Raw genomic sequence first — 12,702 nt, forward strand, 5'->3', positions numbered from 1 at the left:
AGCCGCTTTTCAGCCATCGCCCCGACCTATTCAGGTTTTCGGTCAGGAGCTACCGTCATGTTTCCCGATTCTTTTCCCAATATTGTGCCGCTACGGGCGATCGTGCTCCAAAGCCTATTTTTGCTGATGGCGATCGCCATTGAGGCAACGGTCATCCACCGACAGCTCAAAATGGCTCCTAAACCCAGCATTTACTACGCTGCTGCCATTAACCTCCTCTGTGTCGTGCTGGGCTGGCTGGCGCTATTCATTTTTTTGGACATAGCCGATATTCTGCCTCCAGGAATTCAGGTGCCGCTGATCAGCTTCATCTTTTTTGATCAATGGTCAAGCGAGACGGCAACATTGCTGATTGTGGCTTGCTTCATTATTTTCTTTGTCAGCATTGGGATCAAGCTTCTAGGTCTGTTGGGGCTAAGGCTCTTATTAGAATTTGATAAGAAGCCGGATGAGAAAAAGCCGGACGAGAAAAAGCTGGATGAACCGCCGCCATTGGCACTAGAAGAAACGGCTCCAGAGGCTAAACCGAGTATCTTCCGAGAGTTGCGACAAGAACCCAATCCCTTCCGGTCTGAAATTGCGACGATCCTATTTGCCAATGCCTGGAGCTATAGCGCTATTCTGCTAACTCTGATGATTCGACAAGCCCTCCTGATAGCCCCCTTATAATCCTCGTTAGATTAAGTAACCGTTGGACTAAGTAACCGTCGTGGTCTTCATCAAAAGAGTCTTAGAACAGATCCAAAAGCAGTTGGAGGGCATCAAGCCTTTCTCATGGCAGGTTGCCCTACTGCTTAGTCTATTTTCCTGGTTTACCTATTTGCTGATTCGAGATCCAGCCGTACGACAGTTTGTGTCGCTGTTTGGCTGGTTTTTTCTCATTATCGGCACCGAATGGGCGCTGATCAAAGCGGAGTTTGTGGTTCCAGGCTTAAAGCTGAAAATTAAGTATGGCCCTTGGATTACGGGAGCGATCGCTAGCTGTGCCCTGTGGAGCAATCGCATCATCATTCAAGATGCTCAGGGTGCATTTGAGTGGTGGCCTTTGCTGTCGGTTGGGTTCGCGGCTTTTCCTAGATTTCTCAAAACGGGGCCATCTTTCAAACGACCCGATGCCGATGCCCGCCGCGATCTGGTGATTCTGACGCTGGTGGGGCTAGTAATGAGCTGCTGGTTCCGGTTTCATTTTCTGCTGCAAGATTTTCTGGTCAATTATCCTAGCCTTGCTGCCGACAATATAGATCGCAGTGCGTTTGTGGTGCGGATTAACCCTAACAGCGTGCCTGTCTCCAGCGGGGTTGCCGTGCTTGATGCTGCCGAAACGATCGTCCGAAGTGAACTCACCCAGCGATCGTGGGCTGATGGTCAGCGTTGGCTGAATAGTATGCCTACACAGGCGACTAATTTGGGCAGTCAGGCATTGATTTCGGCGTACCAGACTGCACCCAACCTCAAAGAAGCAAACCTTTGGCGATTCACGGCGCAGTTTTCCCCCAGCATCCCCACAAATCTGTTGCGAATGCAGACCATCTGGCTAGGCCCCAGTTCGCAGGTCGGCGGCTATAGATTGGAAAAAAATTGTTCCATTAGCGAAGCCCCTGTGCAGCAATTCGTTAACGGGCTGGCGGAAGCGACTGGAGCGACCACACCTCCGACTACACCCCTGACTCCCTATCGCATGGATTGTGGCGCGATCGAGTCCTCTCCGCCCGGTGTAAATGTCATAAGACCCGAACCGCTGATGCAGCAAACGGGTAATTTCTTTGAACGGCTGATGAATGCAGTTCTGACCTTAATAAAGGGATTTGTGGATCTTTTGGGCAGAATTTTGGGTATTGGTAGGCAGTAGTGTTGTAATGCGGAGATCTTGTAGTGAATTTGACTCGCATCCTGGTCGTTGCCTCCAATGTGTTTCGTGAGGTCATCCGCGATCGCGTTCTCTATTTGATTGGTTTTTTTGCGATCGCTTTAATTGGAGCATCGGTGCTGCTGCCGGAGGTGTCGGGCGGCAGTGGCGACAAGATTATTCTGGATTTAGGGCTTGCCGCCATTAGCCTTTTGGGGCTGGCGATCGCCATATTTATTGGTACTGGGCTGATCAGTAAAGAAATTGAGAAGCGCACGGTTTACGTGATGATTGCCAAACCCATCAGCCGTGCTGAGTTTATTATGGGTAAGCATTGGGGCTTGTCTGCGGTGCTGGTAGTGTTGGTGAGCGCCATGATGGTGATTTATCTGGGAGTTTTGACGTTCAGACAGGTGGCATACCCGCTGGATAGCTTGCTGTGGGCGGCGCTGTTTCAAATTTTGGAGCTATCGCTGATTGCTGCCGTGGCTCTGTTGTTTGGGGTGTTTACCAATTCTCTGCTGGCGATGCTGCTCACGGTGGCGGTGTATTTAACGGGGCACTTTAGCCGCGATTTGCTGTCTCTAGGCAAGCTAGCTAAGGATGCTAGTCTGCAAACGATCACGGAAACGCTGTATCTGATTCTGCCTGATTTGGCGCGGCTCGATCTGAAAAATCAGGCAGTCTACGGTATGTCGCTGTTGCCGTCGCCGCTAGAGCTGGTTGAGAATTTTGCCTATGGGGTGATTTATATTGCGCTGCTGCTGGCGATCGCCACCTTCATTTTCTCGCGGCGGCAGTTTTAGAAGATAGTTTTGCATAACAGGTTTGATGGGTTTGCTGCTAAGGGCAGACAGTGGCAAAATGATCCAATTGACTCAACTTGCTGGATCTAGAAATACCCATGATCATGAACTCTTCTCTCCAATCTGCTTTTCAAAAAAAGAATGCTCTGAAGGTAATTAGCGGCTTGATGAACTTTGATGCCGATCGCGTTGCGGCTGTGGTGAAGGCTGCTGATCAGGGTGGGGCAACTTTTGTCGATATTGCCGCACAAGCTGACCTGGTTCGCATGGCAAAGCAGTTGACCCATCTGCCAATTTGCGTGTCTGCGGTAGAGCCTGAGAAGTTTGTGACTGCCGTGGCTGCGGGTGCAGATTTAATTGAAATTGGTAATTTTGATGCGCTCTATGCTCAGGGCATTCGCTTTGAGGCAGCGGAGGTGCTGGAGCTAACGCGCAAAACGCGATCGCTGCTGCCCAATATCACGCTTTCGGTGACGGTGCCCCACACTTTGCCTCTGGATCAGCAGGTGCAGTTGGCGGAGGCTTTGGTGAAGGCTGGAGCCGATATTATTCAAACGGAGGGCGGTATGAGCAGTCAGCCTGTCCATGCCGGGACGCTGGGGCTGCTTGAAAAAGCTGCGCCGACTTTGGCGGCGGCTTATGAGATTTCGCGGGGGGTGAGGGTGCCTGTAATCTGTGCTTCGGGGTTGTCGAGCGTGACGGCTCCTTTGGCGATCGCGTCTGGGGCTTCGGGGATTGGGGTAGGCTCTGCAATTAATCAGCTCAATAGCGAGGTGGCGATGGTTGCAGTTGTACGGAGTTTGGTGGAGGCGATGGCTAGTCGAGTGAATGTGGGGATTTTTTAGGGTATAGCGCTACGCGCTTAGATCCAAATGAGTTATTTTTTGAGAGCCGCGCAGAGCGCGGCTCTCAAAAAATAACTCGTCCTAACTCAATTATGTAGGGCTATATAACGCGTTTGGGGAACTAACAGCCTTGGGGGTTTCCCCCAAACCCCCTGCTGGGGACGGGCACGTCCCCCACACCCCCTCCGCATAAGGTTGGGGATGGGCGGTAGGGATCGCTTCGCATGGGTGGAGCGGATCGTGGGTTTGTGGAGTAGCTTACGGGGCTACGGCGGTTCTGAGGCGGTTGATTAGCTCGTAGAAGGGTTGCCAGTTGTTTTCTATGGCGATCGCTTCCCAAACGGCTTCGATCTCTGGGCGGATCAGGACGGTGGTAGGGTTATGTTGGGCGAGGTGAAGGGCGATCGCTTCTAGGTCTGTTTCAGGTAGGCTGAGCAAGATTTGATGGTAGAACGATCGCCACTGCTCGAAGATGTTAATGGCGGCGTCTGACGGCTCAAGGGTGGGGTCGAGGGCTTCGCTGAGAATGTTTTGGGCAGATTGCCGCCAAGGCGGGGAAAACTGCTGCCGCAGGGTGGCAAAAAAGTCGTGATAGCTGACTTTGCTTTCCCAGAGAAGCTGGAGGGTGAGCCGCAGGAGGCGATCGCTGACTTCATCTGAAAGCTGATCTGGCTCAAATCCTAATCGATAGAGCATCCGCTGACGATAGGCGGCAAGATAGTGGGCTTCAAATTGCGTGAGGGCTGCCTCCATTTCAAAGGGGTCAATTAAGCCTTTGAGGGGAACTTGCAGCATCTGTAGATTCCAGGCGCAGGCGGAGGGCTGGTTTCCGTAACAGTATCGTCCGTAATGGTCAAAATAGGCGGCAGTGAATTTGGGATCGTATTGGGTGATGAAGGCGTAAGGTCCATAGTCGAAACTTTCGCCTGTAATTGCCATGTTGTCGGTGTTCAGCACGGCGTGGCAGAAGCCGACTGACATCCACTGCGCGGTTAGCTCGGCGACGCGCTGGACTAGCTCGGCATAGAATTGGGCGTAGCGATCGTCTCCCTGCAAGTGCGGGTAATAGTACGCAATCACATGATCTAGCAGGGTTTGGGTCAAATCTTTTCTGCCGAGGAAATGCAGCCGCTCGAAGGTGCCAAACCGGATGTGCGATCGTGAGAACCTCACCATGACGGACGATCGGGTAGGAGAGGGTTCGTCACCGCGCCAGAGCGGTTCTCCTGTCTCGATCAGGCTGAGGCAGCGGGAGGTTCTTACGCCTAGGGTATGCAAAGCTTCTGCGGCTAGCACTTCGCGCACGCCGCCTTTTAGGGTCAGCCTTCCGTCGCCACCTCTGGAGTAGGGTGTAGTGCCTGAGCCTTTGGTACCTAGGTCATAAAGTTCGCCATCTCGCCCTCGGAGCTGTCCGTACAAAAAGCCTCTGCCGTCCCCTAACCGGGGGTTGTAGTCGCCGAACTGGTAGCCATGGTAGCGCATAGCTAGCAAGTTCCTTGGCGGCTGGCGATCGCTAAATTTCCCAAAGGCTTCCAGGAAATCCTCGTCGCTGACGGCTACTGGGTCTAGACCCATTTGAGGCAGCAGTTTATCGTTGCGAAAGCGCAGGAGATACTGGGGGAACTCAGCCGCCGCCACGATATCGGCATAATCTTCGCCTAGCTGCTCGAAGGCAGGTTCGTAGGGCAGGGTAAGGAAAGGGTTGGGCGATCGCATGAAATCAGATAGGGGCTTATAGAATTCCAATCCATTTCAAGTCTAGGGGCGATCGGGTCTTCTGGGGACTGTCGCTCTGCGGAAAGCTCGAATCGTATCGAAAATCAACTACGGCTATTGCCAGTTTGCTTAGGACGGGAACATTTAGGATGGGGCGCTTCGCGCCCCATCCTAAATGTTCCCGTCCTAAGCAAACTGGCGGTTGCGATAGAAATAGGACTTACGCAGTTTTGCTGTGTGTGGTAGGCGTAGCCTACCACACACAGCAAAACTGCACTACAGCTAAAGGGCTTGCGTAAGTCCTAAGAAAGTAAAAATGGGAGAGCTGTTGAACAACTCTCCCAACCATCAGGGTGCATCTACATAACACAGTATGACATGGGATAGGTGAGGGGCGTAACCCCCTACGAAAGTTTTTTTGAACATTAGTTGGCAGAATGAGGTCGAAATCCTGTTAGTAGCGCTCTAACAATAGCTTCACTTCTTCCTCTAAAGTCTTTTCCTGCAAGGCTTTCCACTCCATTTTGCGTACCGCTAAAAAGGCTTGCGATAAATCTGCGCCCAAAGCCTCTAGCAAAGTTTTGTTGCACGACAAATGCTCGATCGCCACTCCCAGGTTCTCTGGCAAGCGATCAATGCTCCGTTGTTGCCGCTCTGCCTCGGATAAATGCCCTGGATCGATCGCCATTGGCTCACCGGGATCAAGCCCCTGCCGAATGCCGTCTAGCCCTGCGGCGATCGTTGCCCCTAGCGCCAGATAGGGATTTGCCGAAGCGTCCACGGTTTTCAGCTCAATATGAGTCGGGCTAGGAAGCTCAGGATTGCTGGGCACTCGCACTGCCGCTTCGCGATTATCCAGGCCCCAGCAGCGGTAGGCTCCGCTCCAAAAATGCGGCTGTAGCCGACGGTAGGAATTGACGCTGGGGGTCGTCAGCGCCATGAGGGCAGGCAAGTGGTGCAAAATGCCGCCTACAAAGGCACGGGCGATCGCCGATAGTTCACCTGTCTCGCTTGGCATCAGGTTTTCTCCCTGTCGCCATAGGCTCAGGTGCAGATGACAGCCGCTACCTGCCTGGTCGGCAAAAATCTTGGGCAGAAAAGAGGCGCGTAAACCATGACGCAATGCCACGCCTCGCACAGTCTCTCGAAACACGATCTGCCAGTCGGCAGACTGCAAAGCCTGGGTATAGCGGATGGCAATCTCATGCTGCCCTCCACCCGACTCCGGGTAATAGCGCTCGACCGGAATGCCTTGAGCCAAAAGCGCTTCAGCAATATCATCAATGACGGCAAGGTTCAAATCCATTGCCAATGTCGAGGCAAATACAGTCTCATCCACAGGAACGATCGCCCCCCGATCGCTTGTCTGCTGCAACAGATAGAATTCGTTTTCAAAAGCCGCCAAGACCTGCAATCCTTCACTTTCCGCTTTGGCAATCATCCGCTTGAGGAAACCTCGCGGACAGAGCGCCCAAGACTCGCCGTTTCGCACCATATCGCCCATGACTCTGGCATGACCAAGGGCGTAGGGCAGAGCATTGTAGGTTGTCCAGTCGGGCACGAGCCAAGCTTCGCCCACAGGACTTAAGCCGCTGTCGGGAGCCACTGCATCATACATGACAGGAATTGCCTGTTGCGCGATCGCAATGCTGATGCCCCGATGCTGATGCTCTGCCAAAAAGCCTGTGTGAAAAGCTTTGCCGCGAATCACGTTCGCATTGTCGCACCATAACACCCGTACAAATCGAATATTCTGCTGCTCAAGGGTTTGCCGGAGTTCGCGGTTCATCAAAGTTTTTCTAACCCAACGCTAATAGATCTCTTGCAAATTAGGATTTTGAGATTGGATGGGGTGGGGGCTGTGCCCCCACCCCATCCAATTTGCAAGAGGTTTAATGTTTGTTCCACTTATCTCTCAGCGCGCTGTCTAACTTTTCTCTCAAGGTAGCGTCACCAGACGGTTCAGGGACGGCAGGTAGCTCTGATGCGGCTCCATCGGTCTGGCCATATGAGGCATCAGGGATAGGCTGGGTTTCCACTTGAATGGGGCTACTGTCCGATAGCCCTACCTCAGCCGAGCGATCGGGCTGATTGACCTCTACCTGATCCATCTCTACCTGATTGATCTCTATCTGATCCATCTCTACCTGATTTATCTCTGGCTGATTCGTTTCCAGCAGAGACGCATCTGGAGAAAAGGTATTAGAAACCGAAGGCTCTGTGCTGGGGGTGGGCACAGCAGAATCACTGGCGGGAGTCCAAGGGGCAGGGGTGGCAAAATAGCGCTGCACCATGGTGGAAACCACAGCAGTTGCCGTAATTGAAAGAATTCCCATAAAAGCCCGAACCAGCAAATTTCCCGAACCAGAAGAATTAGAGTGTTGTGCCATAGGAGTTGCGATCGATGAACTAATCGTTAAAAGAGGCTGGCTCCAGATTGCCGAGTCATGGCGCTCTAGATGCATCCAGCCCACTAGACACCTCAGTCGCGCCTGTTGTTGCCTAAACTGAAAAATTGCCTAAATCAAAGAATTGCCTAGTGAAGAATGACTTGAACTAAAGGCTAGCTGATATCTTCCTTTAAGGAGTCTGCCATTGGGACACTTTTCCTAGGACACTTTTCCCAGGACACTTTTCCCAGGACACTTTCCCAGGACAGATTGCCCAGACTATCTCAGATGTTCTGTGAACAAATTGTTACAACCTGCTTGTTACAATAGGAATCAACTAGGGAAACCTATAGCTGGCGATAAGGAACGTAAGCAATGTATCTCACCTGGCTAGACAATAATTCTTGGCTAATTGAGATAGGAGAACAGCGCATTCTTCTAGATCCTTGGCTAGTTGGCTCCCTCGTTTTCGGCAATATGCCCTGGCTATTCAAAAGCACTCATACTCAGCCGTCCCCCATTCCTGAAAACATTGACCTGATTCTCCTATCCCAGGGGCTAGAAGATCATGCTCACACGCCAACGCTGCAACAGCTCGATCGCTCCATTCCAGTTGTGGCTTCTCCTAATGCTGCTAAAGTGGCTCAAAAATTAGGGTACAGCCAGATCACAGCCTTGGCGCATGGTGAGAGTTACGCTTCAAACAACCGGATGGGCGATCGCCTCACTATTCAGGCAGTGCCAGGTGCACCCATTGGACCGCTTTTGGTGGAGAATGGCTACCTGCTCACATTGGCTAGCGGCACCAGTCTTTACTACGAGCCTCATGGGTTTCATTCAGCCACCCTGCAAGCTGTAGGTTCTGTGGATGTGATCATTACGCCACTGATTAGTCTAGAAATTCCTCTCTTAGGTTCTGTGATTCAGGGCAGCAAGACGGCGCTTCAGGTAATTGAGTGGCTGAAGCCTCAGGTTGTTGTGCCAACCGCAGCTGGAGGCAACGTGCAGTCTGAAGGATTGCTAACCTCGGTATTACAGGAAAAGGGAAGCATTGAAGCGCTGCGAGCAACCCTAGCGGATCGCCAGATCGCAACCCAAATCATGACTCCAAAACCGGGCGATCGCTTTCAGCCGATCGCAGTTCCTAGAAAAGTCGCTTTTTCCTGACCTTGCAGCCTTAGTAAATTCGTCAAGGTGAAGCTCGTTAAAATTTTGTTAGAAAAATTAGTTAGCCTGGAAGACCTGATAGTTTTTAAAGCCTAAGCAATTCAGCATCTGCCCTACCCTGCTTTTTTACAGTAACTTTGCTCTTTCGTAGCGTGTTTCTAGCTTACTCTTCTAAAAATCCTCCTGATTATAGAGAGATTGCCTTTTGTACCCCATCACCCAGGTTTATCAGGATTTATTGATTTATTTCTGCCTCACTGATAGCTCAGCGAGGTTGTTAGCATGTTATTTCAAGTTGCTGCCAAAGGTTGGGCACACTGAGAACATGACTCGCCCATTGCCTTACCAACCGTGGCACGCTGGCTACGCTGCATAACTTGCTCATTTCATCATCGGACAGACCCTGCATGCTTTCTTCTTTTCAAGATGAATCGCCTAATCTTGAGGAAACCCCCAGAGTGAAGGGTCTTGAGACCTGCGAATCCAATGTGGCGGCGATGACTACCAGCGCCCAGCATCTGATCCTAGATTCCTTCTTTGCGGCTGCTTCAGCGGTTTCCGCTGGGCTGTGCATTTACGACGCTCAGCTGCGGTTTGTTCGCATCAATAAAGCTCTGGCAGAAATCTATGGTTTGCCTGTGGAGGCGTACCCTGGTAAAACCATGCAGGAGGTGATCCCTGAATTTTCTACGGCTTTGGAGCCGATCTGTCGGCGGGTGCTAGACAGGGGCGAACCCATTGCCAATGTGGAAGTTCATGGAGAAAGTAAGTCTCAGCCCGGTATCGCTCGCTACTGGATGACCTCTTGCTTTCCGGTGCCGCTACCCCAAGGACAGGGTGTGGGCGTAATTGCCTTAGACAATACTGCCCGAAAACAGGTTGAAGAAGCCCTGCGCATGCAGCAATCAAGGCTCTATCAAGAAATTCAGCGCCTAAATGATGACTTGGAAAGCGAGGTGGAGGCGCGCACCGCTCAGCTTCAGCTTGCCTTTGAATTTGAGGCAACCCTGAAGCGAATTACCGATCGCGTTCGAGATAGTCTAGACGAAGATCTGATCCTGCAAGCCGCCGTGCGTGAACTTGCTACCGTCATTGGCGTGAGCGGCTGCAATGCCTCGCTTTACGATATTGAGCAGGGCACCTCGACGATCTGCTATGAGTACACCCACTCCATGTCGCCCTATCAGGGACGGGTGTCCAAGTTCTCCACGGTTCCAGAGCTTTACGACCAGATTCTCAAAGGGCAGTATTTTCAATTCTGTACCCTGGTGCCCAACCCAGAGCGGGGATTGGTAGCAACGCTGACCTGTCCTATGCGAGACGATCAAGGTGTAATTGGCGATTTGTGGCTGATTAATCACAAAGACTATTGCTTTAGCGATCAGGACATTCGTTTGGTAGAGCAGGTTGCAAACCAATGCGCGATCGCTATTCGCCAAGCCCGTCTCTACGAAGCTTCTCAGTCGCAGGTTAAGGAGCTGGAGTATCTCAACCAGCTCAAAGACGACTTTCTCAGCACGGTTTCTCACGAGCTTCGCACGCCGCTTTCCAACATGAAAATGGCGATTCATATGTTGCGCAACGCGCCTCCTTCCGCCCGCCGCGATCGCTACATGGAAATCTTGGAGGCAGAATGCACCCGCGAAACTGAGCTGATTAACGATTTGCTTGATCTTCAGCGGCTTGAGAATGACTGCTACACGATCGCCTTCGAAACTATTGATCTACCGACTTGGCTGCCCAATATGGTTGCCCCATTTCGGTCGCGGGCGCAAAATCGCCAGCAAACCCTTGAACTTAATCTGCCTGAGCATATTGCAACTGTGGTGAGCGATCGCAAGAGCTTAGAGCGGATTTTGGCAGAGCTGCTCAATAACGCCTGCAAATACACGGCTCCTGGGGGTGCGATCGCGCTCAGGGTGGAGTCCAATTTGGACAACAGAGGCGGATTAGTCATTTCTCAGCCGACGATTACCTTCAAAGTCAGCAATCAGGCGCAGGTTCCGGACACAGAACTGTTGCGTATGTTTGAAAAGTTTTATCGCATTCCCAAGAGCGACCCCTGGCAGCAGGGCGGCACCGGGTTGGGGCTAGCCTTGATCAAAAAGCTGGTGGAGACTCTGCGAGGAGACATAGAGGCTTCCAGCGGCAAAGGCTGGACAACCCTAACGGTAGAGTTGCCGACTTTAGCGAAAGTTGATTAGTGGTTAGTCAAGTAATTAGTTGGCGGGTGGATGGGTAGATGGGTAGATGACGGCTTCCATCTACTCATCCACTCGTCTACATCAACACTTCAACTAATAATTGACATCATACCCACGATCGCCAATCTGCCTCAGGGCCGCCTCTAAATCTTCCGTCAGGCGTTGGGCGTTTTGCTTAACCGATCCCTGCCTGTAGGCGCTGACCTCCAGCGGTTCCCCGATCGTGATATTCACCTTACAGCCCAACCGGGGAAAAGGTTGATCGTACTCTAGATGGATGGGCACCACCTTAATACCTAGACCGGGCTTACTGGACTCAGCTTGTAGCGCAAGGCGCGCCAAACCGGGCTTGAGAGAACGTAACTGCTGATCCCGAAAGATATTGCCCTCTGGATAGATCACCAGCATCTCTTGATTTTGCAGCACCTCTACGCCGTAGCGGAGACTCGCGATCGCCGGATGGCAGGGATTGACCGGAAAGCCGCCCAAACGCCGAATCAGCCAGCCCTGCAACCCCGTCATTTCGTTTGCCGACACCATGAATCGTAGATCGCGCCCAGTGACAAACCGCCCCACGGCATAGGGAACCAGCAGAGAATCCCAGCGGGCGCGATGTGTTGGCGCCAGAATTACAGCGCCCTCTCGCGGCAAATTTTCTTGACCCATTAATCGCATCCGAAAATAAGTGGGTAGCAGCAGCGCACCCAAAACATAGGCAATTGGCGTCAGCCAGGATGAAATTCGGGAGTTAATGGTAATAATTGGCTCGGTAGCTGGAGAGTGATTTGTAGATTGAAGCTGAGCTGCCGCAGTCACCCGATCCGGCTCAATCAGCGACTCGGTCAGCAACTTGGACTGAGCACTGGACTGAGAACTCGACTGAGCAAGAAACTTAGTCAATGGAACGAATGGGCGCGATCGCACTAGGGCAGACAGTGGGTGACTCTTCCAGGGACTCAGCGAAACCATAAAATACTTACTAGGAATCAATTAACTACAGCATTAGATGAGGGTGGCTAGGCTTACACTCTGCCCGTCTAGCGTTTCACCCTCGACATCTACTCATACAACATAGGAGATTTGGGAGCGCTGTTGCTTAGAAAAAGGACAGTTCTAGTGCTGTCTATAGCAACCGCCAAGGCGATTAGGACGGGGACATTTTGGGTGGGGCGCGCAGCGCCCCACCCAAAATGTCTTAAGCAAACTGGCGACAGCTCTGTTCAGCAGCCTACCGCCGTTGGGCAAACCAGGTCTGCAACTGCTGACGACAGGTAGATTCCAAAATCCCTCCTAGCACCCCAAGGCGGTGATTCGAGACAGGACTATCCGGCAGATTAATTACGGTGCGAATGGCTCCAGTTTTGGGATCATCTGCACCATAAACCAGCAAGCCTATCCGCCCATGAACGATCGCCCCGCTACACATCGGGCAAGGCTCTAGCGTCACATAGAGCGTACATCGCTCTAGATGCCAGGTCGCTAACGCCTGTCCGGCTCGTCGCAGAGCAATGATCTCGGCATGAGCCGTGGGATCGTGATCTCGCTCCCGACGATTTTCTCCCTCAGCGATCTTTTCGCCTTGACTGTCCACCACCACGGCTCCGACTGGCACTTCACCCGCTTGACCTGCCGACTCCGCTAGGGCGATCGCTCGACTCATCCAGTGGTAGTGCCGCAAATACTCTGGGTCATCAATCCAAGGGGGCGGGATATTGAAACTCATACGGC

General features: G+C 52.2%; 11 protein-coding genes. 6 read left to right on the forward strand and 5 right to left on the reverse strand.

Going from position 1 to position 12,702, the window contains the following annotated elements; genetic code table 11:
• Nucleotides 1–57 precede the first annotated feature (57 nt).
• The 4 genes from fraC (at nt 58) to AC5JMP_RS06380 (ending at nt 3,497) form a co-directional block, all read left to right on the forward strand.
• Nucleotides 58–669, forward strand: coding sequence for a filament integrity protein FraC (gene fraC, locus AC5JMP_RS06365; RefSeq protein ID WP_495850597.1), 612 nt, complete (start codon nt 58–60; stop codon nt 667–669).
• Nucleotides 670–709: 40 nt separating this feature from the next.
• The gene (locus AC5JMP_RS06370) at nt 710–1,849 is read left to right on the forward strand and encodes a DUF5357 family protein (RefSeq protein ID WP_495850598.1); all 1,140 of its coding nucleotides are present in this window, start codon (nt 710–712) and stop codon (nt 1,847–1,849) included.
• A gap of 23 nt (nt 1,850–1,872) precedes the next feature.
• Nucleotides 1,873–2,652: an ABC transporter permease gene (locus AC5JMP_RS06375; RefSeq protein WP_495850599.1), complete on the forward strand. Its 780-nt coding sequence runs from the start codon at nt 1,873–1,875 to the stop codon at nt 2,650–2,652.
• A 98-nt stretch (nt 2,653–2,750) separates the two neighbouring features.
• Nucleotides 2,751–3,497: a DUF561 domain-containing protein gene (locus AC5JMP_RS06380; RefSeq protein WP_495850600.1), complete on the forward strand. Its 747-nt coding sequence runs from the start codon at nt 2,751–2,753 to the stop codon at nt 3,495–3,497.
• Nucleotides 3,498–3,755: 258 nt separating this feature from the next.
• Here the strand turns inward: AC5JMP_RS06380 and AC5JMP_RS06385 are convergent, their stop codons facing one another.
• From AC5JMP_RS06385 to AC5JMP_RS06395, 3 genes are all read right to left on the reverse strand, one after another.
• Nucleotides 3,756–5,213 (reverse strand): protein adenylyltransferase SelO, encoded by a 1,458-nt coding sequence (locus AC5JMP_RS06385; RefSeq protein WP_495850760.1) that lies wholly within the window; start codon nt 5,211–5,213, stop codon nt 3,756–3,758.
• Nucleotides 5,214–5,667: 454 nt separating this feature from the next.
• Nucleotides 5,668–7,002 (reverse strand): glutamine synthetase family protein, encoded by a 1,335-nt coding sequence (locus tag AC5JMP_RS06390; RefSeq protein ID WP_495850601.1) that lies wholly within the window; start codon nt 7,000–7,002, stop codon nt 5,668–5,670.
• A gap of 103 nt (nt 7,003–7,105) precedes the next feature.
• Entirely contained in the window at nt 7,106–7,603 is a 498-nt protein-coding gene (locus tag AC5JMP_RS06395; protein ID WP_495850602.1) for a hypothetical protein, read from the reverse strand.
• A gap of 375 nt (nt 7,604–7,978) precedes the next feature.
• Between AC5JMP_RS06395 and AC5JMP_RS06400 the strand changes: the two genes are divergently transcribed.
• Together AC5JMP_RS06400 and AC5JMP_RS06405 are read left to right on the forward strand one after the other, a co-directional pair.
• On the forward strand, nt 7,979–8,770 hold the full coding sequence (locus tag AC5JMP_RS06400; RefSeq protein WP_495850603.1) for an MBL fold metallo-hydrolase: 792 nt from the start codon (nt 7,979–7,981) through the stop codon (nt 8,768–8,770).
• 407 nt (nt 8,771–9,177) lie between these two features.
• Nucleotides 9,178–10,974, forward strand: a complete 1,797-nt coding sequence (locus tag AC5JMP_RS06405; protein WP_495850604.1) for a sensor histidine kinase — start codon at nt 9,178–9,180, stop codon at nt 10,972–10,974.
• A gap of 93 nt (nt 10,975–11,067) precedes the next feature.
• Here AC5JMP_RS06405 and AC5JMP_RS06410 read toward each other — a convergent pair whose 3' ends face one another.
• Nucleotides 11,068–11,943 (reverse strand): lysophospholipid acyltransferase family protein, encoded by an 876-nt coding sequence (locus AC5JMP_RS06410; protein ID WP_495850605.1) that lies wholly within the window; start codon nt 11,941–11,943, stop codon nt 11,068–11,070.
• Nucleotides 11,944–12,202: 259 nt separating this feature from the next.
• Nucleotides 12,203–12,697, reverse strand: coding sequence for a tRNA adenosine(34) deaminase TadA (gene tadA / locus AC5JMP_RS06415; RefSeq protein WP_495850606.1), 495 nt, complete (start codon nt 12,695–12,697; stop codon nt 12,203–12,205).
• Between the last annotated feature and the right edge of the window lie 5 nt (nt 12,698–12,702).

The organism is Drouetiella sp. (assembly GCF_059504425.1).

Coding starts and splice junctions, on each gene's coding strand:
- fraC (WP_495850597.1), top strand. CDS start 58: ATGTTTCCCGATTCTTTTCCCAATATTGTGCCGCTACGGGCGATCGTG.
- AC5JMP_RS06380 (WP_495850600.1), top strand. CDS start 2,751: ATGATCATGAACTCTTCTCTCCAATCTGCTTTTCAAAAAAAGAATGCT.
- AC5JMP_RS06385 (WP_495850760.1), bottom strand. CDS start 5,213: ATGCGATCGCCCAACCCTTTCCTTACCCTGCCCTACGAACCTGCCTTC.
- AC5JMP_RS06390 (WP_495850601.1), bottom strand. CDS start 7,002: ATGAACCGCGAACTCCGGCAAACCCTTGAGCAGCAGAATATTCGATTT.
- AC5JMP_RS06395 (WP_495850602.1), bottom strand. CDS start 7,603: ATGGCACAACACTCTAATTCTTCTGGTTCGGGAAATTTGCTGGTTCGG.
- AC5JMP_RS06400 (WP_495850603.1), top strand. CDS start 7,979: ATGTATCTCACCTGGCTAGACAATAATTCTTGGCTAATTGAGATAGGA.
- AC5JMP_RS06405 (WP_495850604.1), top strand. CDS start 9,178: ATGCTTTCTTCTTTTCAAGATGAATCGCCTAATCTTGAGGAAACCCCC.
- AC5JMP_RS06410 (WP_495850605.1), bottom strand. CDS start 11,943: ATGGTTTCGCTGAGTCCCTGGAAGAGTCACCCACTGTCTGCCCTAGTG.
- tadA (WP_495850606.1), bottom strand. CDS start 12,697: ATGAGTTTCAATATCCCGCCCCCTTGGATTGATGACCCAGAGTATTTG.